Source organism: Tsukamurella sp. DT100, from assembly GCF_049844855.1.
In the GTDB taxonomy this organism is placed as follows: domain Bacteria; phylum Actinomycetota; class Actinomycetes; order Mycobacteriales; family Mycobacteriaceae; genus Tsukamurella.
In genome coordinates, this window is sequence record NZ_JBNCLV010000010.1 from 1 (window position 1) to 25,461 (window position 25,461).

Annotated in this window: 21 protein-coding genes and 1 pseudogene; 12 read left to right on the plus strand and 10 right to left on the minus strand. The window is 70.8% G+C overall.

What is annotated here, in order from left to right:
• Both ACLQ3K_RS21205 and ACLQ3K_RS21210 read left to right on the plus strand, forming a co-directional pair.
• Positions 1–194: hypothetical protein (locus tag ACLQ3K_RS21205; protein ID WP_426001435.1), on the plus strand; the 194-nt coding region annotated here is incomplete at its 5' end.
• Positions 191–1,708, plus strand: coding sequence for a replication initiator (locus tag ACLQ3K_RS21210; protein WP_426001436.1), 1,518 nt, complete (start codon positions 191–193; stop codon positions 1,706–1,708). The genes ACLQ3K_RS21205 and ACLQ3K_RS21210, both read left to right, overlap by 4 nt.
• A 368-nt stretch (positions 1,709–2,076) precedes the next feature.
• Here ACLQ3K_RS21210 and ACLQ3K_RS21215 read toward each other — a convergent pair whose 3' ends face one another.
• Positions 2,077–2,622: a hypothetical protein gene (locus ACLQ3K_RS21215; protein WP_426001437.1), complete on the minus strand. Its 546-nt coding sequence runs from the start codon at positions 2,620–2,622 to the stop codon at positions 2,077–2,079.
• A gap of 740 nt (positions 2,623–3,362) precedes the next feature.
• Here ACLQ3K_RS21215 and ACLQ3K_RS21220 point away from each other — a divergent pair.
• A pseudogene (locus tag ACLQ3K_RS21220) lies at positions 3,363–4,641 on the plus strand (IS3 family transposase).
• A gap of 26 nt (positions 4,642–4,667) precedes the next feature.
• Here the strand turns inward: ACLQ3K_RS21220 and ACLQ3K_RS21225 are convergent.
• The 4 genes from ACLQ3K_RS21225 to eccD form a co-directional block, all read right to left on the minus strand.
• A complete protein-coding gene (locus ACLQ3K_RS21225; RefSeq protein WP_426001438.1) occupies positions 4,668–5,519 on the minus strand; it encodes a hypothetical protein in 852 nt (283 codons plus the stop codon).
• A 241-nt stretch (positions 5,520–5,760) separates the two neighbouring features.
• Positions 5,761–7,215, minus strand: coding sequence for a recombinase family protein (locus ACLQ3K_RS21230; protein WP_426001439.1), 1,455 nt, complete (start codon positions 7,213–7,215; stop codon positions 5,761–5,763).
• A gap of 18 nt (positions 7,216–7,233) precedes the next feature.
• Positions 7,234–7,758: a S8 family serine peptidase gene (locus ACLQ3K_RS21235; protein ID WP_426001440.1), complete on the minus strand. Its 525-nt coding sequence runs from the start codon at positions 7,756–7,758 to the stop codon at positions 7,234–7,236.
• Positions 7,758–9,260 (minus strand): type VII secretion integral membrane protein EccD, encoded by a 1,503-nt coding sequence (gene eccD, locus ACLQ3K_RS21240; RefSeq protein WP_426001441.1) that lies wholly within the window; start codon positions 9,258–9,260, stop codon positions 7,758–7,760. Before eccD ends, ACLQ3K_RS21235 begins: the two co-directional genes overlap by 1 nt.
• Before the next feature lie 188 nt (positions 9,261–9,448).
• On the opposite strand from eccD, the gene eccCa reads away from it, so the two are divergent.
• A complete protein-coding gene (gene eccCa, locus ACLQ3K_RS21245) occupies positions 9,449–13,498 on the plus strand; it encodes a type VII secretion protein EccCa (RefSeq protein ID WP_426001443.1) in 4,050 nt (1,349 codons plus the stop codon).
• On the opposite strand, the gene ACLQ3K_RS21250 is transcribed toward eccCa, so the two are convergent.
• From ACLQ3K_RS21250 to ACLQ3K_RS21265, 4 genes are read right to left on the minus strand one after another with little or no spacing between them, the layout of a single operon-like run.
• A complete protein-coding gene (locus ACLQ3K_RS21250) occupies positions 13,476–13,802 on the minus strand; it encodes a hypothetical protein (RefSeq protein ID WP_426001444.1) in 327 nt (108 codons plus the stop codon). The genes eccCa and ACLQ3K_RS21250 overlap by 23 nt on opposite strands.
• Before the next feature lie 47 nt (positions 13,803–13,849).
• A complete protein-coding gene (locus ACLQ3K_RS21255) occupies positions 13,850–14,650 on the minus strand; it encodes an LLM class flavin-dependent oxidoreductase (protein WP_426001445.1) in 801 nt (266 codons plus the stop codon).
• A 1-nt stretch (position 14,651) separates the two neighbouring features.
• Positions 14,652–16,085 carry a hypothetical protein gene (locus ACLQ3K_RS21260; RefSeq protein ID WP_426001447.1) on the minus strand — a complete coding sequence of 478 codons (1,434 nt, stop codon included), beginning with the start codon at positions 16,083–16,085 and terminating at the stop codon, positions 14,652–14,654.
• Between the two features lie 54 nt (positions 16,086–16,139).
• Positions 16,140–17,477, minus strand: coding sequence for a hypothetical protein (locus ACLQ3K_RS21265; RefSeq protein ID WP_426001449.1), 1,338 nt, complete (start codon positions 17,475–17,477; stop codon positions 16,140–16,142).
• 272 nt (positions 17,478–17,749) lie between these two features.
• Between ACLQ3K_RS21265 and rplM the strand changes: the two genes are divergently transcribed.
• From rplM to ACLQ3K_RS21300, 7 genes are all read left to right on the plus strand, one after another.
• The gene (gene rplM, locus ACLQ3K_RS21270) at positions 17,750–18,199 is read left to right on the plus strand and encodes a 50S ribosomal protein L13 (protein WP_224651183.1); all 450 of its coding nucleotides are present in this window, start codon (positions 17,750–17,752) and stop codon (positions 18,197–18,199) included.
• Positions 18,196–18,699, plus strand: coding sequence for a 30S ribosomal protein S9 (gene rpsI, locus ACLQ3K_RS21275; protein WP_224651186.1), 504 nt, complete (start codon positions 18,196–18,198; stop codon positions 18,697–18,699). Before rplM ends, rpsI begins: the two co-directional genes overlap by 4 nt.
• Positions 18,700–18,791: 92 nt before the next feature.
• Positions 18,792–20,126: a phosphoglucosamine mutase gene (gene glmM / locus ACLQ3K_RS21280; protein WP_426001450.1), complete on the plus strand. Its 1,335-nt coding sequence runs from the start codon at positions 18,792–18,794 to the stop codon at positions 20,124–20,126.
• Between the two features lie 42 nt (positions 20,127–20,168).
• On the plus strand, positions 20,169–20,858 hold the full coding sequence (locus ACLQ3K_RS21285) for an HAD family hydrolase (RefSeq protein ID WP_426001451.1): 690 nt from the start codon (positions 20,169–20,171) through the stop codon (positions 20,856–20,858).
• A 72-nt stretch (positions 20,859–20,930) separates the two neighbouring features.
• Positions 20,931–21,227, plus strand: a complete 297-nt coding sequence (locus ACLQ3K_RS21290; protein ID WP_426001452.1) for a hypothetical protein — start codon at positions 20,931–20,933, stop codon at positions 21,225–21,227.
• A 27-nt stretch (positions 21,228–21,254) separates the two neighbouring features.
• On the plus strand, positions 21,255–22,910 hold the full coding sequence (locus tag ACLQ3K_RS21295; RefSeq protein ID WP_426001453.1) for a hypothetical protein: 1,656 nt from the start codon (positions 21,255–21,257) through the stop codon (positions 22,908–22,910).
• 8 nt (positions 22,911–22,918) lie between these two features.
• A complete protein-coding gene (locus tag ACLQ3K_RS21300; protein WP_426001454.1) occupies positions 22,919–23,101 on the plus strand; it encodes a hypothetical protein in 183 nt (60 codons plus the stop codon).
• Positions 23,102–23,128: 27 nt separating this feature from the next.
• Here ACLQ3K_RS21300 and ACLQ3K_RS21305 read toward each other — a convergent pair whose 3' ends face one another.
• A complete protein-coding gene (locus ACLQ3K_RS21305) occupies positions 23,129–23,974 on the minus strand; it encodes a hypothetical protein (protein ID WP_426001455.1) in 846 nt (281 codons plus the stop codon).
• A 37-nt stretch (positions 23,975–24,011) separates the two neighbouring features.
• On the opposite strand from ACLQ3K_RS21305, the gene ACLQ3K_RS21310 reads away from it, so the two are divergent.
• A complete protein-coding gene (locus tag ACLQ3K_RS21310; RefSeq protein ID WP_426001456.1) occupies positions 24,012–25,460 on the plus strand; it encodes an NAD(P)H-hydrate dehydratase in 1,449 nt (482 codons plus the stop codon).
• Position 25,461: the final 1 nt, after the last annotated feature.

A 25,461-nucleotide genomic window follows, 5' to 3' on the forward strand; every position in this document is an offset into this window, starting at 1 on the left:
TAGGCACGATGGCCATCCTTCCAGGCCCACCCCTCGGGCAAGCCAGATCAGATGTCACCTATCGGTGCAGCAGTCCCCGCACTCGCGGCGCGCAGTCCGGTGCCGGTGCTCGCGCCGCAACTGACGACGGCGTGGCCGATCCCGATGCACGCGGCAAGGCCAACGGCGACAACGGTGGCGCGGTGCCGAAATGACTCCACACCATCTGAACCGGCCCTTTGCGGGCACACCGACCAATCCCTCCGCGGTCGAGGCGCTGGCATCCAACCAGTGTGACTTGCCCGCGGACGCCATCACGGAGATGGTCAACCGGGCATCGGGAACTGATTATCGGCCGTGGTGGCGGGCTGTGACCGGGACCGGATACTGCGCGCATCCGATCCACTTGCGCCGCCGCCACGGCCAGGTCGCCGGGGACCGTTTGATGCTGCGGTGCGGCAACCGCCGCGCAGCTGTCTGCCCACCGTGCTCGCGCCTGTATGCCGGGGACACCTGGCAGCTCGTGCACGCCGGGATCCTCGGCGGCCACCAAGGCATCCCCACCACAGTGGCCGAGCACCCGATGGCATTCGTCACCCTCACCGCCCCGTCCTACGGTCGTGTGCACCCCGACGGCCCAAAGGCGGGCCAGCCCGTCCATCCCGACCGCTATGACTACGCCGGACACGTCCTGTTCACCTGGTGGGCGCCGGAACTGTGGCGCCGCTTCACCATCCGCGCCCGCCGACTCCTGACCAAACATCTCCGCGACCGCGGACACAACCCCAACCAGGTGCGGTTGACCTTCCTGAAAGTTACCGAGAACCAAGCCCGGTTGATCCCGCACTTTCACGCCGTGCTGCGCCTCGACCCCACCGAACCACGATCCGCAAGCGACCCGAACACAACCTCGGATGGAATCGGCTTCAGCAGTCCCGAACTCGCGAGCATCGCGCTGCGCGCCGCAGCGCAGATCCACCTCGACGTGCCCGACCCCACCCGGCCGGCCGGCGAGCGGACCCTGAGTTTCGGGACACAGGTCGACGCCCGTCCCCTGGATCCAACGCTGTCGGTCGCGGCCCGTAAACGCATCGCCGGGTATCTCGCCAAGTACGTCACGAAATCGGTCACCGACTACGGTGTCTCCGCCCGCCGAGTCAGCCCGCAGGTGGCCCGCGACGACGATGTGCTCGCAGGGCTCAGCGAGCACACGAAGGCGATCATCGCCACACTCACCGCCCTCGCCGACACCGGCACGGCAGGAACGGAACCGGCCGACAACATCGACCACACCGCAGACAAAGACAGAGGCAGGTACACAGACAGGGACAGCGATAAGGGCGGGGACGGTACAAGGGCTGCAATTGGCTCCCCGTACGTGGCGATGCTGAGGTGGCTCCACACCCTCGGCTACCGCGGACACGTCACCACCAAATCACGGAACTACAGCACCACCATGGGCGCGCTCCGCGCCACCCGAGCCCTCTGGCGACGCAACCAACATTCACCCGCGGACCCGCGCCCCGGTGCCACACCCGAACCCGGCGACCAGCACGGTGACCATGATGCTGACGCGGAAACGCCGATCACGGCCGAGTGGACGTACGTCCGCTCGGGACACGACACCCGAGGCGACTACCACCTCACTGCCGCTGCAGCCAGAGCCCACCTCGAACAGCTCTGGGCACGCCGAGACGACCACTGCACGCCACCAGCGGAATCATCATGAACCCGGCCGGCGCCCCCGCAACAGAACAGCACCGCTCGCACCGGAACGTGCGCGCTCGGCCTGCGGTCTGCGACCTCATCGACAGCGACGAATTCAAGACCTGGCTAGCAGCATCATGCGCCCGCCAAAACCTCCCGATAGCCATCTCCGACCCGACAACGCTGCAACGTATCACCAAGCTGCTCGGGCAGCCCCTCGAACCCCAGCCTGGGAACCCTGGGGGAGTGGAGGCTGCAGCGCAGGGGTCTTGATCTCCGGTCGAGACGCGCGCAGACCCCAGGATCGTCATAGTGCGACGCTCTCACGTAACCACGACACTCGGGCCCAAACCAAACGCGCCGCGTTTGAGCGGGAGCCTGCTGCTGGCGCTACCAGCGGGCCTGTCGATACACGGGCCGAGAGCCGCTGCCGTTCGCGGAAGTGTAGGCGTAGAGGCTGAATGCGGCGATCGCGAGCACTACCGTGCCAACAGTGGTGGGAATCCAGGAGGCGACCCGGTGGAGGCCATCGATGATCAGAACCCCTGCCCCGTACACCACAACGCCGCCAGCGATGACCTTTGCAGTGAGTCCCTTGGTCAGCATGAACGCGGCCACTACGACGATGCCGACGGCTAGGGCGGTTACCAGGGCGCCCCGCTGCCAGATCGCCGAGTGACGCGCGATCTGGAAAATCAGCACGGCGAATCCTGCGATCGACGTCAGCGCCAAGACGATGCCCAGATAGAGGTTGAACTTCTCCTCGGTCAGTTGGTTGTACTCGTCGCTCAGCACAGCCATTGCGAGCGGGGCAGCAATTCCGACGACGGCGATCAAGCTGAGAACCGCAGCCGCCCAGGTCCAACCTGTCCAGTTGGACAAGTGATTGAGCGCAGTGCTCGTCGTTTCGGTGGTGTAGAGATCAGCAAGCGTCATGGGGTGCCCGACTTCATTCAAAGGTAGTTACAGTGGCGTAGTTCACATCGTAGCGGCGGACCTCGAGTACCGCATCCGCCAAACCTTCACGGCTCCTATCCCCACGTGGTGGAGTAGATACGTGCGCCGTGCAGCCTGTAGCGCGTATTTACGGGCTGATCTGGGCCAATGAGATCTTGGCGCCGCCATCCGAACCCGCCATCCCAGGACCATGCGGGCTGAAGTAGCTGCTCAGCGTTGGCGAGGTCGTCAGTGTCGAGCTGAGGACCGAGCTGTATCAGGCTCTCGACGGACAGCGCCGTGCGCCGGGTACCGTCCGCCATTCGCCAGGGCGGAGGGCGTATAGGCACCACAGGACACGTGAGCCCTCTCCGGCGGTACGGAGCATGTCGGCAGCGGTCTGGGCGGTGTCGATCATTTGGAAGTCGGTATCTGGCCCCCCACGCCTCGGGAGCGCGGGTGTACCCGGCGCGGAGATCGAATGTTCCGTAGACACCTGCTGCACACCCTGGCCACGCGACGCAGCGCAGCCGGGGATGGGCGGTGCTGTGTAACTATGTCCGACGCGGCTACGCGAGTCCCATGCGGGCCCGGAGCAATCTGGCCTATGAGGTCAGGCGGCGTGCCCGCGGCGGTGAAGTCCCGAACAGTCGCGGCGTAGTAGCGCGAATGAGCAGCAACGGTCATAGTGAACCGCCCCGGCGAGTCCGGAGACTCCGTTCCTTGGGAAGGATGGAGTCATGTCAGGGAGTACGCCGAATTGGTACCCGGCCGAGTTGCGTGAGCGGGCGGTGCGGATGGTCGCCGAGATCGGGGCGGAGCACGATTCGGAGTGGGCGGCGATGGGCAAGGTCGCGGAGTTGCTCGGGATCGGGACGGTGGAGACGGTCCGCAAGTGGTGTCGTCAGGCGCAGGTCGATGCCGGCGACCGCTCGGGGATGACCTCGGAGGAGTCGGCGGAGTTGCGTAGGCTCAAGCGGGAGAATGCAGAACTCAAACGCGCCAACGCGATTCTGAAGTCGGCGTCGGCTTTCTTCGCGGCCGAACTCGACCGGCCACAGCATTGATCGTGCAGTACATCGATGAGCATGTCGGCGGGCGCGAGGGTGAGGATGGTCTGCGGTGGGGTGTCGAGTCGATCTGCAACCAGCTCACCGAGCTGGGCGCGAAGATCGCCCCCGCGACCTATTACGAACACCGATCACGCAGGCGCACCTCTCGTGAGGTTCGAGACGAGGAGTTGAAGCCGAAGATCGCCGCGGTGCACGCATCGAACTACAGCGTCTACGGCGCCCGGAAGGTGTGGCTGACGTTGAATCGTCAACGCCCACACGGGGACGCACCGATCGCCCGCTGCACCGTCGAACGCTTGATGCGCTCGGCCTGGCCGGGGCGGTCCGCGGGAAGGTCAAACGCACCACGATCAGCGACCCGTCATCGCCGAAACCACTCGATCTGGTCGGACGCCGATTCGCACCCCAGGCGCCGGATCGGCTATGGGTAGCCGACTTCACCTATGTCTCGACCTGGTCGGGCTGGTGCTACACCGCCTTCGTCATCGACGCCTACGCCCGCCGCATCGTCGGCTGGTCCGTCTCAACGTCAATGACCAGCCGTTTCGTCGTCGACGCGGTCGAGCAGGCGATCTGGACCCGCAGCCGCGAAGGCCGCGACCTCACCGGCCTGATCGCCCACCACGACCACGGAGTGCAGTACATGTCCGTGGCCTACTCCGAACGCCTCGACGCCGCCGGAATCAGGCCCTCCACCGGGGCGGTGGGCTCGTCCTACGACAACGCCCTGGCCGAGTCCGTGAACGGGCTCTACAAGACCGAACTGATCAAGCCCCGCCGGCCGTGGACAGGGCTCGATGACCTCGAGATCGCCACCGCCGAATGGGTCGACTGGTTCAACCACCGACGCCCGTTCGAGTACTGCAACGACCTCACCCCGGTCGAAGCAGAGCAGGCGCACTACGCTCACCACCAGAGCCCAGCACCGGCTGGAGTCTCAAACTAGAAGGTCTCCGGACTCGCCGGGGCGGTTCAAACTGCTGCCGGGTGATACCAGAGGTCAGGGGAGACCGTTACGCCGACAGCTTGGACCACGAACCGTGCTTCGGGGGAGGGGAGAGCTGTCGCGGTAGCGAGGGCGCTGCCAATGACCTGCGCAGCGATGTCGACGGCCGCAGGAACTCCGATTTCAGCAATGATGCTGGGCATCTGCGCTCGCGGGTACACAACTCGGGCGAAGACCGGCTCTCCATTGGCGGTGTCGTTAGTGCCAGGGGCACCCGTCGGCGCTGCCTGCGCCGCGGCGGCGATCTGCTGGGCGGTAGGTGGCCACGTTCCCGCGGCATCAGCGGCGGTGATCGTCGCGGCGAGCATGGACGCCCAGAAGTACCCTCGTGTTTGTACGGGGGATAGCACCTGGGCAGAGGTCATGGCCGCGGCGATCGATCCTGCTACGGAACGCCAGTCCTTCTTGGCGCGCAACGCGTTCCCCAGAGGCAGCCACTTTCCCGAGCGCTGTTTCCCGTGAGCAATGACGAGAACATCGTGCAGGGTGACATCAAGGATGCGCTGCTCGGTCTGCGATGCCGACTGCCTCGTGCCGGGCGGCGTCGCCCAGTCCACCCACCTGCGCGCGGGACTAACATCCGTCTTGGATTGCGGGTCGAGGAGATTCGGAAAGGCAGCCCCGTACAGGTTTTTGATCTCGTCACCGACCGCATGGCCGTTGCTGACAGCAGGTAGGGGCGCTAGCACTGCGTCGAGCAGATCGCATTGGTGTAGCAGCGAGTAGCAGCCGCACACGCACTCGCGGTTCAGTGCGCGCTCACAGCTCGACGACTTGTGGGACTTGGGCGAAGGGACTCCCTTTGCGGCAGCACTCATGATCTGAGCATGCCAAACAATCGCGCTGGAGGATAGGGTTCATACGCCTTGCCCAACGCCGCCCACTCCGAATCGTGCTCCGATTGGATCTCGGCGACCATCCGCACCGCACGCTCACGCAACTCGGCCGGGTACCAATTCGGCGTACTCCCTGACATGACTCCATCCTTCCCAAGGAACGGAGTCTCCTGACTCGCCGGGGGCGATTCAGGAGACTCCGCGACTGACTCTCCTGGTGCTGTTAATGAATCCACTGCGGCTGAACACGTTCGAGTGCAACAGATTGCGCTCCGCGTCTCCCCGGCAGAATGGTGGCGAAGTCGAGCACAGCGCGGATGATGGCGTGCTGTCGATCAAGATTGAGGGATTCCCACGACTGGGCGAGTTGGGTGCCGTTGCCGATGAGGCCGTCGAGGATTGGTGCCGTCGTCTGATCGGTAATCTGGCGACTCACCGTCTTGATTCGTGTCTCAACTGGAACGCGTGCGGCCATCCACTCCCGCGCTGTGATCGCTCCGTCCGCGTAGAGGCCGGCGAGTTCGTCGAGCTTGCTCTGATCGGCGTTGACCTGCTCTTGGAGCTTCGCGAGCTGCTCGTCAGCTGCGATGCGCCCTGACAATGCGTCGGCGAGCTGCGGCGAGTCCAGTCGAGCCAGGACAGCGGCGGTGATGATCTGTTCGACCGGTTCCGCGACGATCGTCAACTTTCCGCACCCGTTGTGATCTGGCCCCGACATGCAGCTGTACCGCCGCGATCGACGAACCTGTCGACCGTTGGTTGTCGACTTCACATGCTGGGTTGAGGTGTACAAGGGAGTCCCGCAGCGTCCGCACCGCAACAACCCCGACAGCAGGTAGCGGCGCGGAGCCCGGCGGCCGCTTGCCTTTCGGGCGGCGAACCGAGCGAGCACCTGATTGCGCTGATCGACAGTGATGATTCCGTCCCAGACTGCCGGGCCGACGATCTCGCCTTTGTGCTCACGGAGCCCGGCAATCCGGGCTGAACGGATCACTGTACCGAGAGAGGACGGTCGCCATTCCGCGCCCCGGGCGGTCGGCACCTGCGTCTCTGTTAGCCACGCCGACAGCGAGCGCATCGACTCCCCAGCGAGAAATCGTTCGACGACCTGTCTGATTACTGCGGCCTCGGACTCGCGGATGGTGATCTTGTCGTCCTCGTACCCGAACGGACGAACTGGACCGTGGGGAAGTCCAGCTTGCGCGTTCGCCAGCGCCTTGCGCCGGATACGAGCGGACTTGCGCCCCGACTCCTTTGCCGCGAACGCCGCGAAAATCCGAGCCATGAACAGTCCGTCATCGTTGCCGAGGTCGATGTCGGCGGTCACAGTCGCGACGTCACGCACGCCTGCCGATTCGCAGACCGCGACGAACGCCTCCAGCTCCGACGGCTGACGATGCAGCCGATCCAGGTTGTAGACCACTACTGAATCCCGTTTTCCGGAACGAAGGTCATCGAGCATCCGTTGGTATGCCGGCCGCGACTTGCCTGAGTACGCCGACGCATCGTTGTCGACGTACTCCTCACCGACATTCCATCCGCGCGACTCGGCAAGCGAGCGGCAGTCCTCCAACTGCCGTTGCACGCCAAGGGATTGGCCCAACGGATCCGACGAGATTCGAGCGTAAATTGCAGCTGAGAGGATCCGACGGTGAGGGGGAACGTCGGTCTTTGTCATGAAGGTAGTATAGCGATTTTAGACATTGCCGTGGCTGTTGACGCCGCGCTGCTGGGCTTCGAAGGCCGCGCTGGCCTGGCGGATCGCGATGATCGACGCCGCGGGAGCGACCCCCGCGAAGGCGTCCCCCGGGGCGGGCCGACCCGCGATGATGCCCGCCACCGCGGTGCCGTGGGCGTCGCAGTCGTCGCGGCCGTCGCCCGACGAGACGTAGTCGCCGCCGGCGATCACCTCGCCGAGCCGTGGGTGGGGCGTGACCCCGGTGTCGATCACCGCGACCTTCTGGCCCTCGCCGCGGGTGAACCGCCAGGCCTGGTCGAAACGCAGGGACCGGGCGGCGTGATCCGCACGCGCGTAGTCGGTTCCGGCCTGCGTGCGCAGCGTGTTGCACTGGGAGCGCTGGACCGTGGGGGCGAGCGGGGCGACGGGGCCGCGCGGCGCACCGTCGGGCGGCGGATCCGCGGACGCGGGCCCGACGGGGACCGCGGGTACGGCGAGCGCGAGCACCGCCGCCGCGGTCGCGGCGCGGATCCGCCGTCCCATCAGAGGTTCCGGACAGTCGCGTAGACGTCCCACACCCAGCCCAGCAGGGGCCCGGCGGCCGCGATCGTGAGGTACTCGCCGAGCTCCGCCAGGCGCCGCTGCACCGGGCTGAAGACGATGCCGGGCGCGAGCGCCCCGCACGCGAGCGCGAGGACCCCGATCAGCGCGAGGCCCACCAGCCCGATCACCGGCCACGAGCCGAACCCCCACGCGAGGCCGGTGGCGGTGCCGATCGCGATGACCGCGCCGGCGAGGACGCCCGCTCCCGCCTGCAGCGGCTCCGCGTGGGTGCGGCCGCGCAGGCAGAAGGCGACGGCCATGACCAGGGCGAAGGCGAGGTGATGGCCCGGGAGCTCGCGGGAAGCGGCGCCCACGGCGAGGGTGGCGATCGCGCCCGCGACCGCTGCACCCACGGTGATCCCGGTGCAGATGAGCTGCGCGAGGCCGGACCGCGGCGGGACGACGCGCTCGGGCTGGTCCTCGTCCAGGCCGGCGGCCACCGCGCCGATCCCGGCGACGGTGGGCGGCGGGTCGTCGTCGATGGGGTCGATCCGCTCTCCGGCCGCGGGAACGTGCGGCAGCGGCAGGCGGGCGGCCACGGCGGCGATCCGCGCCGCGAAGACCAGAACGAGGTAGGCGGCGATCGCGACGGTGGCGGCGATCGCGGCGCGCCGCCCGGGTAGCCACAGCGCGGCGAACATCGCCGGTCCGGCGAGCGCGGCCGCGGCGAGCAGCGCCGTGTGCACCACCGTGCCGCGGCCGGTGAACCGCAGCGCGACCAGCGCGGTCACCGCCACTGTCGCCGTGGCGAGGAGCCCGTGCGCGGGGCCGTACCGGCCGTCGGCGCCCAGCGGCACGATCAGGACGCCGGTCACCCCGGCGAGGACCGTCGCGCACAGGGCGAGCGCGGTGGGCACCGGCCCGGGAGAGGCCATCCGGCGGACGGACAGCAGGGATCCGGTGAGCAGCGCCAGCGCCGCTGCGCCGCACCACAGCTGCGCGAAGACGTGGTCGACCGCGGGCCGGGCACCGTCGGCGCTGCGCGGGGCCAGGCCCAGCCGCAGCGCGACCGCCCCGGTCGCGAGGGTCGCCAGTCCGAGCACCACGAGTCCGACGATCAGGGCCGCCCGCTCGTCCCAGCGCCGGCTCGCGACGAGATCGGCAGCGGTGCGGTCGAAGACGTCGTCGAAGATCGGTGGCGGGGGCGGCGCCTCCGCCACGAACAGGACCAGCAGCGCACCGTCGGAGATGCCGGCATCCGCGGGGGTCTGCGGGCCTGGCAGGGGCTCGCCCCCGACCGGCGCGAGACGCCAGGGGCGCGACCACGCCGACTCCGCGGAGCCGCCGATCCGGTCGCCGAAGAGCCGCACCAGCTCCGGGATCAGCACCTCCGTCGGCGTGAGCAGGGGCAGGGAGACGTCCACCTGCGCCCCGCCGCACAGCACCGAGACGCGGCTCAGCCGCGCCACCTCGGCGGTCGTCTCCTCCATCACGTCGGTCATAGCGTCCCCTCGCATGCCGTCATCCGCGCCCGCGGAACAGGGCCCGATACTCATTGGACGCACCAGACCGGCGATCGGTTCCCATTCGCGCGAAGTTCGCGGAAAGTCTTCCGCGCGCGATCGCGAGGGTGCACAGTGATGCCACGACGGCGCGTGGGGGCGCGCCGCAGTCCCGGGGGAGACCGAGGGTGACTGACACGACCGACGTGGTTTTCGAGCCCGTCACAGAGGGTTTCGCGCGTAAGCAGCGACTCGCGCCGCCGCGCACGCCGGGCGGCGAGGTGGCGCTGCAGGCGCCGCCCGAGATCCCGCGCGCGGTTCCGGGCGGGTTGCTCGGCAAGCTCCTGCCCGTCGTCATGGTGGTCGCCGTGCTCGGCATGATCGCGCTGATGTTCACCTCGGGCAGCGCCATGATGCAGAGCCCGTTCATGATGATGTTCCCGATCATGATGCTGATGTCGATGTTCGGCATGTACGGCATGAACAACCGGGGCAACGGGACGTCCGCGGCCGAGCTCAACGAGGACCGCAAGGACTACCTGCGTTACCTGGGGCAGATCCGGGCCCAGGTGGATCGCACCCGCACGGAGCAGCGCGCAGCCCTGGAGTGGATCCACCCCGACCCGGCGGCGCTGCCCGGCTGCGTCGGCACGCGCCGGATGTGGGAGCGCCGTCCCGCCGACCCCGACTTCCTGCACGTGCGCGTCGGTGTCGGCAGCCAGCGCCTCGCGACCCGCCTGGTGCCGCCGGAGACCGGCCCGCTCGAGGACCTCGAACCGGTGTCGACGGTGGCGCTGCGCCGCTTCGTCCGGCACGGCGCCTCCGTGCCCGGGCTCCCTGTCGCGGTGGCTCTGCGCGGCTTCCCCGCCGTGGGCCTGAGCGGGCCCCGCGCCGAGGTCTTCGACGTGGCCCGGTCCATGCTGCTCGCCCTCGCCGCGCTGCACGGCCCCGACCACGTGCGGATCGTCGCCGCCACGCCCGAGGTCGACTCCGCCGAGTGGGGCTGGCTGAAATGGCTGCCGCACGTGGCGCACCCGACGGAGTGCGACAGCCTCGGCCCCGTGCGCACGGTCTACGGCTCGGCCGCGGAGCTCGAGGACGCGATCGCACCCCACCTCGCCGATCGCGGCCCGTTCGCGCGTTCCGCGCCCGTCGATCCAGCCCGGGCGCACTACGTGATCCTGCTCGACCGCGGGATCGCCGTGACACCCGGCGGCGCGCTCGACGCGGCCGTCGGGATCGACGGCGTGACCGTGCTCGACCTCTCGCCCGAGCCCGATTCGCTCGCGGTCCGCGGGGGCCTGCAGCTGGTGATCGACGACGCCCGGCGGCTGGGCGCGCGCAGTGCGGGCGGGGTGGAGTACTTCGCGCAGCCCGACGCGGTGACCGCGGGCGCCGCGCAGGTGACGGCCCGCCGGATCGGCCGGTTCCGCCCGGCGTCCATGGCCGAGCTGCTCGATTTCGACGGTGACGCGGGCGCGAGCGACCCGGGCCTGCCCGCCCTGATCGGCATCACCGATGCCGCCGCGATCACGCCCGAGACGGTGTGGCGCGAGCGCACCGCCCGCGAGCGGCTGCGGGTACCGATCGGCGTCGGGCCGCGGGGCGAGCCGGTGGAGATCGACCTCAAGGAGGCCGCGGAGAACGGCATGGGTCCGCACGGCCTGTGCATCGGGGCGACGGGCTCGGGAAAGTCCGAGTTCCTCAGGACACTGGTGCTCTCGATGGTCGCCACGCATCCGCCGGAGGCGCTGAACCTGGTGCTCGTCGACTTCAAGGGCGGCGCGACCTTCCTGGGCCTTGAGTCGCTGAACCACGTCGCGGCGGTCATCACGAACCTCGAGGAGGAGATCGCGATGGTCGACCGCATGCGCGACGCCCTCTCCGGCGAGATGAACCGCCGGCAGGAGGTGCTGCGTCGGGCGGGAAACTTCGCCAATGTGGGAGAGTACGAGAAGGCCCGCCGCGCGGGTGCTCCGCTGGAGCCGATGCCCGCGCTCGTGGTCATCGTCGACGAGTTCTCCGAGTTGCTCTCGCAGAAACCGGATTTCGCGGAGCTGTTCGTCGCGATCGGCCGCCTCGGCCGGTCGCTGCACATCCATCTGTTGCTCGCCTCGCAGCGGCTCGAGGAGGGCAAGCTGCGGGGGCTGGACTCGCACCTGTCCTACCGGATCGGGCTTAAGACGTTCTCCGCCAGCGAGTCCCGGGCCGTCCTCGGCGTGCCGGACGCCTACCACCTGCCGTCGACGCCGGGCGCGGGCTTCCTCAAGTTCGACGCCGACCCGCCGCGTCGCTTCCACGCCAGCTACGTCTCGGGCGAGTACGAGCCGCCCGCCGCCGCGGCGGCGGCGGTGCGCCGCGGCACGGTCGGCAGTGTCGCGGTCCGCGAATACCTCAACGCCGCGGCACCGATCGAGCGGAGGCGGTCGCCCGGACTCCCCGAGGGGCTCATGCGGATCCCCGCGCAGCCCGGCGATCCCCTGCCTCCGGCCACCCCGTCGGGCGCATCCGCGCCCGGGGTCGGCGCACCGTCGCTCCTGCAGACGATGGTGGCGCGCCTCGCCGGGCGCGGTCTGCCCGCCCACGAGGTCTGGCTCCCGCCGCTCGACGAGTCCGCAGCCGTGGGCGAGCTGGCACAGCACCTGCGGCGCAACGATTCCACGCCGCTGCGCGTCGCGATCGGTGTGGTCGATCGGCCGTACGACCAGCGGCGGGACCTGCTGCTGGTCGATCTCAACGGCGCCCAGGGCAACGTCGCCGTCGTCGGTGGTCCGCAGTCGGGCAAGTCGACCGCCCTGCGCACTCTGATCGTCTCGGCGGCGCTCACGCACACCCCGCGGCAGGTGCAGTTCTACGCGCTCGATTTCGGTGGCGGCTCGCTCGCGAGCATCGCCGGTGTTCCCCATGTCGGCTCGGTCGCGGGCCGCCTCGACCCGGACCGGGTTCGGCGCACCGTCGCGGAGGTGACGGGTGTGATCCGGCGGCGGGAGGCGGCATTCCGTGAGCACGGCGTCGCGTCGATGGAGCAGTACCGCGCGCACCCGGCTGCGGCGGCCGATCCGTTCGGCGACGTCTTCCTCGTGATCGACGGCTGGCAGGTGCTGCGCAGCGAGTTCGAGTCGCTCGAGCCGCAGGTCAACGCCATCGCCGCGCAGGGCCTGTCCTACGGCGTGCACCTGGTGATCGCCGCGTCCCGGTGGGGCGAGGTCCGCCCTGCGGTGAAGGACCAGTTGGGTACGCGGATCGAGCTGCGACTGGGCGATCCGATGGATTCCGAGATGGGCCGCCGCGTCGCGAGCTCAGTGCCCGTCGGCCGGCCCGGCCGCGGCATCACCTCGGAGCAGCTGCACATGCTCGTCGCGCTGCCCTGCGGCGCGGAGTCCGAGGACCTGCCCGCCGCGCAGGAGGCCCTGGTCGCCGAGATCGGCGAGCGGTACGCGGACCACGCGCCGGAGGTGCGGATGCTGCCCGATCTGGTGCTCCGGGACCGGATCCCGGCCCGCCGGGACGCGCCGCCCACGCACGCCGTCTTCGGCGTCGGCGAGTCCGAGCTCGCCGCCGCGACACTGCAGTTCGAGTCGCAGCCCTTCTTCCTGGTGCTGGGCGACAGCGAGTGCGGCAAGACCGAGACCCTGCGGACGATCATCGCGGGCCTCGTCGCCGGCGGCACCCCGCAGCAGACGAAGATCGTCCTCGTCGACTACCGCCGGACGCTGCTCGGCGTGATCGAGAGCGACCACCTCGCGGGCTACGCCTCGTCATCGGATGCGCTGGCCCCCATGGTCGCGCACCTCGAGCGGGTCCTGCGCGAGCGCTGCTCGGGTGCGGACGTCACGCCGCAGCAGCTCAAGGACCGCTCGTGGTGGACCGGCCCGGACATCTACCTGATCGTCGACGACTACGACCTCGTCGCGAGCGCCACCGGCAACCCGCTGGCGCCGCTGCTGGAGCTGCTGCCGCAGGCGCGCGACATCGGCCTCAAGGTGATCGTCGCGCGGCGCAGCGGCGGCCTCGCCCGCGGCCTGTACGAGAGCTTCCTCGCCCGCATCCGCGACCTCGCCGCCGACGGCCTCGTGATGAGCGGATCGCGCGAGGAGGGCATCGTCCTCGGTGCGGTCAAGATGTCGCCGCAGCCGCCCGGGCGCGGCACCTGGGTCTCCCGGGCGCGCGGCGTGGAGCTGGTGCAGGTGGCGATGGTGGACGAGCCGGAGGGCCCTACCGGTCCCGGATCGCTGTGATCGTCCCGGACATCACCGACCACGGCGGCTGCCGCAGCACGGCGAGCGTCGCGAGAGTCGCCGCCACGAAGCCGGTGGCCACCCCGACGAGCGCGATGCGGTCCGCATCCACGGCCGGCGACCACACCGCCTGCCCGTCACGGACGGAGTAGACGCCGATCGCGGAGACGCGGTCCTCGCCGCTGCGCCGGCGCCGTACGCGGGAGACGGTGATGACCGTCGTCCCGTCGGGCGTGACGTGCGGATCGCCGAACACCACGCCCTGCGGGGCGGCACCGGGCACGGACCTCAGCTCTGGGCGCATGCCTCCATCATGCGCCTGCACGGTCGGGGAGGGGCAGCGTCGCCGCGTCACGTCCCGGCCAGGCGCGAGACCACCGGGCGCATCGCCTCCAGAGTGTGCCCGCCGAGCGCGATGAGCGAGAAGCCGTACTCCTCGCGGCGGCGGATCAGCGTCTCGCAGATCTCGTCCACCGAGCCGTCCACCAGCGCGGGGGAGTCCACGGCGCGCAGGGCGTCGAGGTCCGTGCCGATGAAGGCGCTCACGTAGTCGGGCGCGAAGCCGTTCACCGCGAAGATCGAGCAGGCCAGCTCCACCCGGTCCCGGAGCGGCGCCGTCAGCGCCGCGAGTGTCTCTGCCGTGGTGGTGGGCGCCGTCGCGACGGCCACCGTGTCGGCGCGCTCGCGCGCCACCGCGAGTGCCTTCGGCCCGCCCGCGGCCATGAGCACCGGGGTGTGCCCGGCACCGTCGAGCGCGGCCAGGGCGTCGAGCGTGTCCACGACGCGAGCGAGGCGCTCGGCGCCCGTGCCGAAGGGCACGCCGAGGGCGGCGGCGTCGCCGGCCACGTCGGGCCGGCCCGTTCCGATGCCGAACCGGTACCGGCCGCCGCTGATCGTCGCCAGCGAATGCGCCTGCCACGCCGCGTGCTTCGGGTCGTGCAGCGGCGAGGCCACCACGTAGTTCGCCACCTCCAGCGTCGTAGTCGCGCCCAGCGCCACCGCGGCGGAGGTGAAACCATCGGGCAGCGGGTAGTTCTCGGGGAGCGCGAGCACGTCGAAGCCGTCGGACTCCACCGACCGGGCGTAGGTCGCCCAGTCGCCGAGCTGCGGCACCGGCAGTGCGGTCACCGCGAAGCGGAATGGTCTGGTCATGTCAGGAACCTCCTTGCTCCGGGCCGGCGGCGCCGGAATCGTCGGGCTGGACGAAGCGGAAGTGCGATCGCTCCCGTTCCATGTAGCGGCGCTCGTAGACGCCGTCGATGCGCTTGCCGTCCACGGTGCCGCTGAGGTGCAGCTTGTCGCCGTCGACGCGCGCGGTGATGTGGAGGGGAGCGTCGCCCTCCTTCTTGCGGATCGCGAGCACGTCGCCGTCCACCTCGAGCCCCCACGCGGTGGTGTACCCGGACGGATCCTGGGTCACCACGCTGTCGTACGCGGTGCTCAGCGACTTCAGTGCCGCGTTCGAGTCGTTGCCGCGCAGGGTGATCGCGACGTTCGACCACGGCGCCGGGTCGCGCTGCGCGAGCCCGGCGGGGGCACCGTCGACGGTGAAGGACGTGGCCCGCCAGACCCCGTCGAGGTCGGAGCGCGGGGTATGGATCACGTAGGTCATGAGTGCACCGCTCGCCGTGAGCACCATCATCAGGATCCCCGCGATGCCGAACTTGAGGACCTGCCCGGTGATCCGGGCCCACGAGCGGCTCGCGCCGGCGACCGGCAGCGGCGGCACCCGGGTCGCGGTCGGGCGGTTCATCGCGGCCCGCAGCAGGTTCGGCGCGTACGGCACGGTGAGGGCGATCGCGATGATCAGCAGCTCGCCCGCGATGATCTTCACGGGCACGTCGTAGAACAGGTTGAGCAGGAAGACCTGGCCCATCGCGACGATCGCGACCAGCGATCCCAGCACCGCGGTGCGCCGCCACAGCAGCAGCACGCCCGCCGTCAGCTCCACCAGGCCGGTGATCACCATGTATGGGACCGACGCGCCCATGAAGCCCCACAGCGTCGAGAACAGGCTGGTGTCGCCGGTGAGCTGCAGCTGGTGCGAGGGCAGTGCCATGAAGCCCATCTGGGTGGGGATCACCTTGGCGATGCCGTAGAACAGCATCGACAGCGCGAGCGCGAACCGCGCGAACACCCCGAGCAGTCCCAGCAGCGAGCGGTAGTTCGGGCGGTTGCGGTCGAGCGCCGTCCACACCACCACGATCACCAGGCCGACGAGGATCCAACCGAGGTGCATGGACCACTGCCACCGGTTGTCGCCGCCGCCGGAGATGACGGTGTCGACGCCCCCGCCGGTGGTGACGAAGCTGCCGATCTGCGCGAGCAGCCACCAGATGCCGGACGCGTTCCACAGGACGGCGAGCCCCGCGTTGCCGTACACGGACAGCAGCAGGATGCCGCCGCCGAGCACGAACAGCAGGCGGAAGGCCAGTTTCTGCGCGTTCGACCACACGGGCTCCGGCGCGGGCGGCTCGGACGGGGGCGGGGGCCCCGGCAGCGGCGGGGGACCGGGCAGGGGCGGCACCCCCGGCCCGGGATGGTTCAACGGTGCGGACTGGCCCAGGGGGCTCTGGGGTGCGCTCATGCCGTCATCGTAAGTCCGGCTCACGATCACTCCTAGTGACAGATGTAACGGGGCTCAGGGGAAGTCGAGGGTCGGTGCGTCCTCGTCGGGGACGGGGTGCGTGAACCGCAGCGGCTCGGAGTCCCGCTTCATCGGGCGCCGCTCGTAGGCGGCCACGATCTCGCGGCCGTCGACCCGCCCGCTGATCGTCAGGCGGTCGCGATCCGGCTGCGTGTACTGCAGCACCGTCTCGGGGCCGGACTTGCTCGGCTTGATCGTGAGCGCGGAGTCGCTGACGTCGAGGAGCCAGGGCGTGACCCGCGCCGCGGAGTCCTGGGTGATGAAGGCGTTGTACGTCTCGCCCGCGGCCTCCCACATCCCGCGACCGCGGTAGGTGATGGCCACATTGATCCACGCCGGGTCGGTGGCGAGGGCCGCCTCGCGCCCGTCCACCCGGAACGACGTGGCGTGCCACGTGCCGTCGACGTCGCCGCGCGTCTCCGAGAGCGCGGACTTCATCATGACCCCGGCGGCGAGGCCGACCCCTGTGATCGCGATGAGTGCGAGCGCGGCCGCCGTCTTGCCCGTACGGCGCAGCCACGTCCGGTCGGCACCCGCGGCGGGCCAGATCGCGGGCATCGGCCCGGTCGCACGGCCGAAGCCCGCGCGGATCAGGTTCAGCCACTGCGGCGCGAGCAGGGCGATCGCGATCACCAGGAACTCGAAGCAGAGGAACTTCACCGGCACGTTGTAGAAGCTGTCCATGAGCAGCACCTGCACCATGGAGACGATCGAGCCCAGCGCGCCCAGGATCCAGGTACGGCGCGAGAGCAGCAGGATGCCGGAGATCAGCTCCACGAGGCCCGTCACGATCGAGTAACCGTCCGAGGCGCCCATGAAGCCCCACAGCATGTTCATCCGGCTGATGTCGCCGGCGGGCTGCAGCGCGTAGGTCGGCAGCTGCATGAAGCCCATCTGCGTGGGGATCGCCTTGCCCAGGCCGTAGAAGATCATGCCGCTCGCCAGAGCGATCCGGCCGACCTGCCAGAGCAGCCCGCCGAGGCTGCGGTAGTCGCCGCGGCCCCGGTCGAGCAGAGTCCAGACGGCGGTGATCACGACGGCGACCACGGCCCAGCCGATGTGGTACTGCCAGATGCCCATCGAATCGCCCGAGCTGGTCAGCTCGGGCAGCTGCAGCTCCGTGCCGGTGACGAGCGCGCCGAGCCGGGCGAACGGGCCCTGCACCACGGACATGACGGGCGCGAACTGCAGGCTGCCGAGGACGGAGAGGATGGTCAGGCCGCCTCCCAGGGTGAAGAGCAGGCGGAAGCCGATGAGCTGGGCGGTGGTCCAGCGCGGGGGCGGGGTATCGGTCGCGGGCGCGGCGGGCGCCTCCACGGTCGGGGTGGTCATGTCCTCGACGCTATTTCCCGACGGTGCCCCGCCACATCCGGGAAAGCCCCCTACCGGACCCTGAGCCGCGGCACCGTCGGGCGGGGATCAGGCCGTTTTGACCTGCGACGGGGCACCCGCGTACTCTGGTCCGCTGGTGTGTGGCGCCGCGCTGCCCACCGGTCGTAGGACCGGGGTGCGATGCGGAGTCGAGCCCCGGGTCTCCGTTGGTCGCCGGGAGCGCTCTTGCCGCACATGGGACCGGCATCGAACCATCGAGCAGAGGATCTCCTGTGCCTACTTACACCCCGAAGGCGGGTGACGTGACCCGGCAGTGGCACGTCATCGACGCATCCGACGTGGTGCTCGGCCGCCTCGCCGTCGCAGCTGCCACCTTGCTGCGCGGCAAGCACAAGCCGACCTACGCCCCCAACGTTGACGGCGGCGACTACGTCATCATCATCAACGCCGAGAAGGTCGCCCTGTCGGGCGCCAAGCTCACCGACAAGCGGCACTACCGCCACTCGGGCTTCCCGGGCGGCCTGAGCTCGCGCACCATCAGCGAGGTCCTCGGCTCCAAGAACCCGGAGCGCGTGGTGCAGAAGGCTGTTCTGGGCATGATCCCGAAGAACAAGCTGGGCAGCGCCATCGGCGGCAAGCTGAAGGTCTACGCCGGCCCGAACCACCCCCACACCGCGCAGCAGCCGGTTCCCTACGAGATCAAGCAGGTGGCGCAGCAGTGAGCGACACGATCGAGAACAACGAGACCGACGCCGAGGTCGTTCCCAACGAGTACACCTCGGAGACCCCCGAGGCCTCGGCCGAGACCCGCGCCCCCCGTGGCCCCGTCGTCGTCGAGCGCCCCATCCAGACCGTCGGCCGCCGCAAGGAGGCCGTGGTCCGCGTGCGTCTGACCGCCGGCACCGGCAACTTCGTGCTGAACGGCCGCACCATCGAGGACTACTTCCCCAACAAGCTGCACCAGCAGCTGGTGAAGTCCCCGCTGGTCACCGTCGAGCGCCTCGAGTCCTTCGACATCGCCGCCAACCTCACCGGCGGCGGCCCGTCGGGCCAGGCGGGCGCGCTGCGCCTCGCCATCGCCCGCGCGCTGATCGAGGTCTCGCCCGAGGATCGCCCCGCGCTCAAGCGCGCCGGCTTCCTCACGCGTGACCCGCGTGCCGTCGAGCGCAAGAAGTACGGCCTGAAGAAGGCCCGCAAGGCTTCGCAGTACAGCAAGCGCTGATTGCAGGCTTTCACCAGGGCAGGCACCCGCATCCGTGCGGGCGCCTGCCCTGGTCTCGTTTCCACCCATCTCTACGTGTGAGGTACTGACCCATGGGGCGTCTGTTCGGGACCGACGGTGTGCGCGGCCTGGCCAACAAGGATCTGACCGCCGACCTGGCGCTGCGCCTGTCCGCCGCGGCCGCGGCGGTGCTCGGCGCACACGATCTCGAGGGCCGGACGAGGCCGTTCGCCGTCGTCGGCTGGGACCCGAGGGCATCGTCGGAGATGCTGTCGGCAGCGGTCTCCGCGGGCCTGACCAGCGCCGGCGTCGACGTGCTGCTCGTGGGCGTGCTGCCCACGCCCGCCGTCGCCCACCTGGTGGCCGAGTACGACGCAGCGCTCGGCGTGATGATCTCCGCTTCGCACAATCCCATGCCGGACAACGGCATCAAGTTCTTCGCCCGCGGCGGGTACAAGCTGGAGGACGCGCAGGAGGACGCCATCGAGGCGGCCCTCGACGACCCCGCCCCGCCCCGTCCGACGGGCGCCGCGATCGGCCGGGTCAAGCGCGCCTTCGACGCCGTCGACCGGTACGTCGCGCACCTGGAGTCCGCGGTGCACGTCCCGCTCACGGGGCTGAAGGTCGTCGTCGACGCCGCGAACGGCGCCGCTTCGACGGTGGCCGCCAAGGCCTACCGCGACGCGGGTGCCGAGGTGATCGCGATCCACGACGCCCCCGACGGGCTGAACATCAACCGCGACTGCGGCTCGACGCACCTCGAGGGCCTGCGCGCGGCGGTGCTCGCGCACGAGGCCGACCTCGGCCTCGGTCACGACGGCGACGCCGACCGGTGCCTCGCCATCGACGCGGCCGGCCGCACCGTCGACGGCGACGCCATCATGGCGATCCTCGCGATCGCGATGAACGAGGCGGGGGAGCTCACCGACCACACGCTGGTCGCGACGGTGATGAGCAACCTCGGCCTGCACCTCGCGATGAAGGCCGCGGGCATCACCCTGCGGACCGCCGCGGTGGGCGACCGCTACGTGCTCGAGGAGCTGCGCACCGGCGGCTACGCCCTCGGCGGCGAGCAGTCGGGGCACATCGTGCTCCCGGCGCTCGGCACCACGGGCGACGGCGTGCTCACTGGGCTCAAGATCATGGAGCGGATGGCGCAGACGGGCTCCTCGCTGGCCGAGCTGGCGTCTGTGCTCACCGTGCTGCCGCAGGTGCTGGTCAACGTGCGCGTGATCGACAAGGCTGCGGCGATGGCCTCGTCGGACCTGGTCGCGGCGCTGGCCGCGGAGGAGGCCGCGCTGGGCGAGGCCGGCCGGATCCTGCTGCGGCCGTCGGGCACGGAGCCGCTGGTCCGCGTCATGGTCGAGGCGCCGACCGAGGAGGTCGCCCGCGGCACCGCGGAGCGCCTCGCGGGTCTCATTTCCTGAAGCCCGCTGTCGAAACGTTTTCATAACCGGTAGCGTGTGGCTATGACCGGTTACGAGGGTGTGCTGTTCGACTTCTCGGGGACGCTGTTCCGGCTGGAGCCGGACCCGGCGTGGTTCGCGGGGCTCACCGCCGCCGACGGACGCGAGCTCGACGACGCCGCCCAGCGCGAGCTCCTGTACCGGATGACGGTGCCCGTCGGCGTCCCGGTGCCGATGGAGGGCGATGCCCTGCGGACCTGGCACGCCCGCGACCTCTCCTCCGCGGACCACCGCGGCGCCTACCTGCACGTCCTGGAGCACTCCGGCGTCGCCGACGAGGGCGAGCGGGAGCGGCTCTACGGCGAGTTCTCGAACCCGCTCAACTGGTCGATCTACCCCGACACCGCCGCCGTCCTCCGCGCCGCGCGCGAGGCCGGCCTGAAGGTGGGCGTGCTCTCCAACATCGGCTACGACATCCGCCCCGCGTTCGAGCGCGAGGGCATCGACGGCCTCGTCGACGAGTTCGTCCTCTCCTTCGAGGTGGGCCACGCCAAGCCGGACCTCGCGGTCTTCCACGCCGCCACGGCGGCCTTGGGGCTGCCGCCGGAGAAGGTGCTCATGGTCGGCGACAGCGAGGAGGCCGACGGTGCCTCCCGCGCCATCGGCTGCGGCTTCGCGCAGGTCGAGCCGCTCCCCGTCGACGACCGCCCCGCCGGACTGCTGGACGCGGTGCGGGCCGCCGGCGCGATCTGAGGAGACTCCGGGAACCGATCCGCCCGCTGGTGCGTCCAATGAGTAAGGGGACGTGTGAGCGAGGGGGATCGCATGGGCACGAAGATCGATCCGGCCGCGGTGTCGAAGGCGGGCGGCAACTATTCGACGGTGGCCGACAACCTCGGCACCGTCGCCGGCCGCGTCCGTGGCTTCACCGCGGAGGCCGGTGACTTCGGGCGGAAGTACCAGTCCGACGGTGCCGCCTACGCCGCCACGATGGAGAGCCTGGCGAAGGGCGTCGACGCGTGGCAGGTGGGCTCGCGCGCCTGCGGTACGGGGCTGACCACCTCGGCGTCGGCGCACAAGTCCACCGACGACAGCGGCGCGGCCGCGGTCACCGGGGCCTGATCCGTGGCGGAACAGACCGTCGACCAGATGCTCGACGCAGGTGCGGATTGCTTGCAGTACTTCAAGGCGATGCTCGACATCGCGAAGTGGTTGTCGCAGAAGACGTGGCCCGATTGGCGTGATCACGTATGTCGTGATTACGACAACGAGCGGGGCATCGATCTCGCATCTCTTCGGGGCGATGCGGTCATGCTGCGGCAGCAGGCCACTGCCGCGCGCCAGGCAGTCACGGACCAGTCCGCGGCGCGTACGAGCGTGCAGACGGCCTGGCCCGACAATGCCGGACGCGCCGCAGTGACGACCCTGGACGCACAGCAGAGGCGGAGCGAGCCGGTAGCCACGGTCCTCGAGAGAACCGCGACCGCGGCGGAATCGGTACCGGGCGCGGTCCTGTCCGCGGTGAAGACGAAGACGGACGCGCTCAGCGAGTTCGCTTCGAAGGAAGCGGACGCCGGCGTGTGGGTTGGCGTGATGCGGGTCGCGGGTCTGGTGGTACCGGGAGTCACATCGCTGGTCGAACTCAACGCGGGCTCCCGCGAGCGGTTCGAAGCGCAACTTGCGCAGGACCTCGCCCGCTTTGACCAGATCAACGCGACCGCGGTCTCGGCCGTCCAGGCCGCCTACGCGACCGTGCCGGCTGCGGCCAAGGGCATCGACTCGTCGGCGTTCCCGGCACCGTCGTTCGGCACGATCACGGCGACCAGCACCGAGACCCCGACCAGCCCGACCACGGCGTCGCCGGTCACCAGCGGTGGCGGCGGTGGCGGCGGCAGCGGGTCACCCACGACGTCATCGCCGTCCAGCACGTCCCCGACGTCCACGAGCCCGACCACGACGTCTCCGTCGTCCACGAGCCCGACAACCACCGCCAGCCCCACGACCACCAGCCCCACGACCACCGGCACGACGACCTCGCCCACGACGACCGGCGCGAGCACCACCCCGTCGACCGCGACACCCAGCACGGGCACCGGTACCGGCACGGGCAGCGGCACGCCGTCCTGGCTCTCGCAGCTGCTCCCGAAGATCGCCGAACAGCTCGGCCTGGGCGACAAATCCACCATCGGCGACGGCAAGGACACGGACAAGACCGGCGACAAGGGCGCCGACAAGGCCAGCGACAAGGACACCAAGGGCGAGAAGGTGCTCGGCGTCGACGCCCTCGGCCGCACTGTCACCGCGACCCTCAGCCCGGACGGCAAGACCGTCGAGGTCACCGCGAAGAAGCCGGACGGCACGGTCGCCGAGAAGGCCACGCTCACGATCGGCGAGGACGGCAAGCTCACCCCCGTCGACGGCACGGACGGAGCGGGCAAGGACGGCACCGGTGCCGGCGGCAAGGGCGAGGACGGCACCGGCAAGACCGGCGACGCGAAGCCGGGCGAGACGAAACCCGGCGACGCGAAGCCCACCACGCAGAACAATGCCGGAACGGGCGGCGGCGCAACGCCCGCGGCCGCGTCCCCGTCCGGCACGGGCGGCGGTACCGGCGGCGGAGCCACCCCGTCGGCCACGCCGAACCCCGTCGTGCCGAACGTCCCGACCGCGCCGGCGGCCCCGGCGGCCCCGGCGAAACCGTCGAACACCGGCGATCAGAACCCCGCGCCCGCGGACGAACCGTGCCCGCCCGGCGAATCCGCCGACCAGGGCACCGGCGCCGAATTCGCCGTCAGCGGCAGCTAGGAGAGGCGATGAGCAGCACCGACCCGTGCCCCGAGGACCACGCCCGTGCGATCCGCATCGCCGAGCGACAGGACCTGTTCGACGAGCTGCTCCGCGTCGCGGGCGTCGCGCCGGAACCGGCGGAGGTCACGCAGCCGATCCCGGTGATCGCGCGCGCGGAGCAGCCGGAGTCGTGGCTCAGCGCGGGCTGAGCGCGGGCGTTTGCCGGGCGCGGGGACTCAGGCCAGACTGCGGAGGCGCTGGAGTGCGCTGGGCTGCTCGGGCTCGGCGTTCGGGTCCCAGACGTACGAGCTGTCGCCGAGATCGGCGCCGACCTCGGTGAAGACCTTGTACTCCTTGTCGTCGGCGAGCCCGCCGAGCAGGTAGCCGGTCAGCAGCGCGCGGACCATCTTCTGCGTCGACTTGTCGGAGCCGCCCGCGCCGAGGGCGCCACGCAGCGAGATGCCCTCCGCCAGGCCGCCGGGCTCGGCGCCGGGCACGATCCGCAGCTCCGTCGGCCCCGCGTAGCGCAGCGACAGGACGCCGGCGTTCGAGGTCATCGAGTGCTCGTCGCCGGGCGCGCCCAGGATCAGCGCGTTCGCGTGGGTGCCGGTCGCGGCCTTCTCCGCCTGCGGCGACGTGGGCGCCGGGAACAGCGCGGCGAGCCACTCGACGCGGGAGTCGGCCGCGGCGGCGATGAGCGCCGCCCCGGTGCCCCAGCCGTGGCCGACCACCGAGCGCTTGGCCTTGTTCACCGTGATCGCGCCGTCGCCGAGGCGGACCTCGGTGATCACGTCGAGCGCGGTGCCCAGGTCGATCGCGAGGCGACCGTCGGAGGCCAGCATGCCGCCCTCGGTGTCCGGCGCGGCCACCACCAGGCCCCACGAGGCGAGGTGTTCCAGCGTCTTGGAGTAGCGCTTCGACGGCGTCAGCCAGTCGTGCGCGAAGGCCACCGCCGACAGGTTCGAGCCGCTCTCGGGCGTGTAGATCACGCCCGGCAGGCCCGCGACGCCCAGGTCGCCCTTGAGCACGCGGTGCGGGCCCCGGCGCTGCAACTGCTTCACCAGCTTGTTCGCATCCGTCACGCAGCTCACGTTAGCCGATCTGCCGTACCGTGGCGGCGTGCGGCACTTCCACCATCCAGACTCCGTGCGCGCGGCCGAGGCGCCCCTCCTCGCCGCCCTGCCCGACGGTGCCCTCATGCGCCGCGCCGCGTACGGCCTCGCGGGCGTCTGCGCGCAGGAACTCGTCGACCGCACGGGCGGCACCGCGGGCCGGAGGGTGACGCTGCTCGTCGGCTCCGGCGACAACGGCGGCGACGCGCTCTTCGCCGGTGCCTTCCTCCGCCGCCGCGGCGTCGCCGTGGAGGCGGTGCTGCTCGCCCCCGACCGTGCGCACGCCGCCGGGCTCCGCGCCCTCGAGCGCGCGGGCGGGCGGGTCGTCGCGGTGCCGCGCCGTCCGGACCTGGTGGTCGACGGCATCGTCGGGATCAGCGCGCGCGGCGCGCTGCGCCCGGAGGCGGCGGACCTCGTCGCCGGGATCACCGCGCCGATCGTCGCGGCCGACACGCCGTCGGGCGTCGACGTCGAGACCGGCGTCGTCCACGGCCCCGCCGTGACCGCCGCGGTCACCGTCGCCTTCGGTGCCCTCAAGCCCGTGCACGCGCTCGCCCCCGCGCAGTGCGGCCGCATCGAGCTCGTCGACATCGGGCTCACTCTGGGGGCGGGCGAGCTGCGCGCCTACGACGACGCCGACCTGGCCGCGCTCTGGCCCGTCCCCGGCCCCGCCGACGACAAGTACAGCCTCGGCGTGCTGGGCGTCGTCGCCGGCGGCGACGCGTACCCGGGCGCCGCAGTGCTGGCGACCGGCGCCGCGATCCGCGCTACGTCGGGCATGGTCCGGTACGCCGGCTCCGCGATCCGCGCTACGTCGGGCATGGTCCGGTACGCCGGCTCCGCCCGCGACGCGGTCCTCGCCGCCTGGCCCGAGGTGGTCGCGAGCGACGACGTCACGGACAGCGGCCGCGTGCAGGCGTGGGCCGCGGGCCCCGGCATGGGCACGGACAGCGCCGCGGCGGACCGTCTGGCCCGGGTCCTCGACCAGGACCTGCCGACGGTGCTCGACGCCGACGCGCTCACGCTGCTCGCCGAGCACCCGGGCCTCCTCGCGGGCCGCACCGCCCCGACGGTGCTGACCCCGCACGCCGGGGAGTTCGCGCGGCTCGTGGGCCCCGTCGGCAACGACCGCGTCGCGGCCGTCCGCGAGGCGGCCCGCGACCTCGATGCGACGGTGTTGCTCAAGGGGCACGTCACCGTCATCGCGGCGCCCGACGGCACCGTCGTGGCCGACACCGCGGGCTCGTCCTGGGCCGCGACGCCCGGATCGGGTGACGTGCTGACCGGGCTCGTCGGCAAGCTCCTCGCCTCCGGTCTCGCCCCGCTCGACGCGGCCGCCTGCGCCGCGCGGGTGCACGGCCTCGCCGCGGCCCGCGCCGCCGGCGGTGCCCCGACGCACGCCGGCGCGATCAGCGCGGCGGTGCCGCGCGTCCTGCGCGACGTGCTGCGCGGCTAGG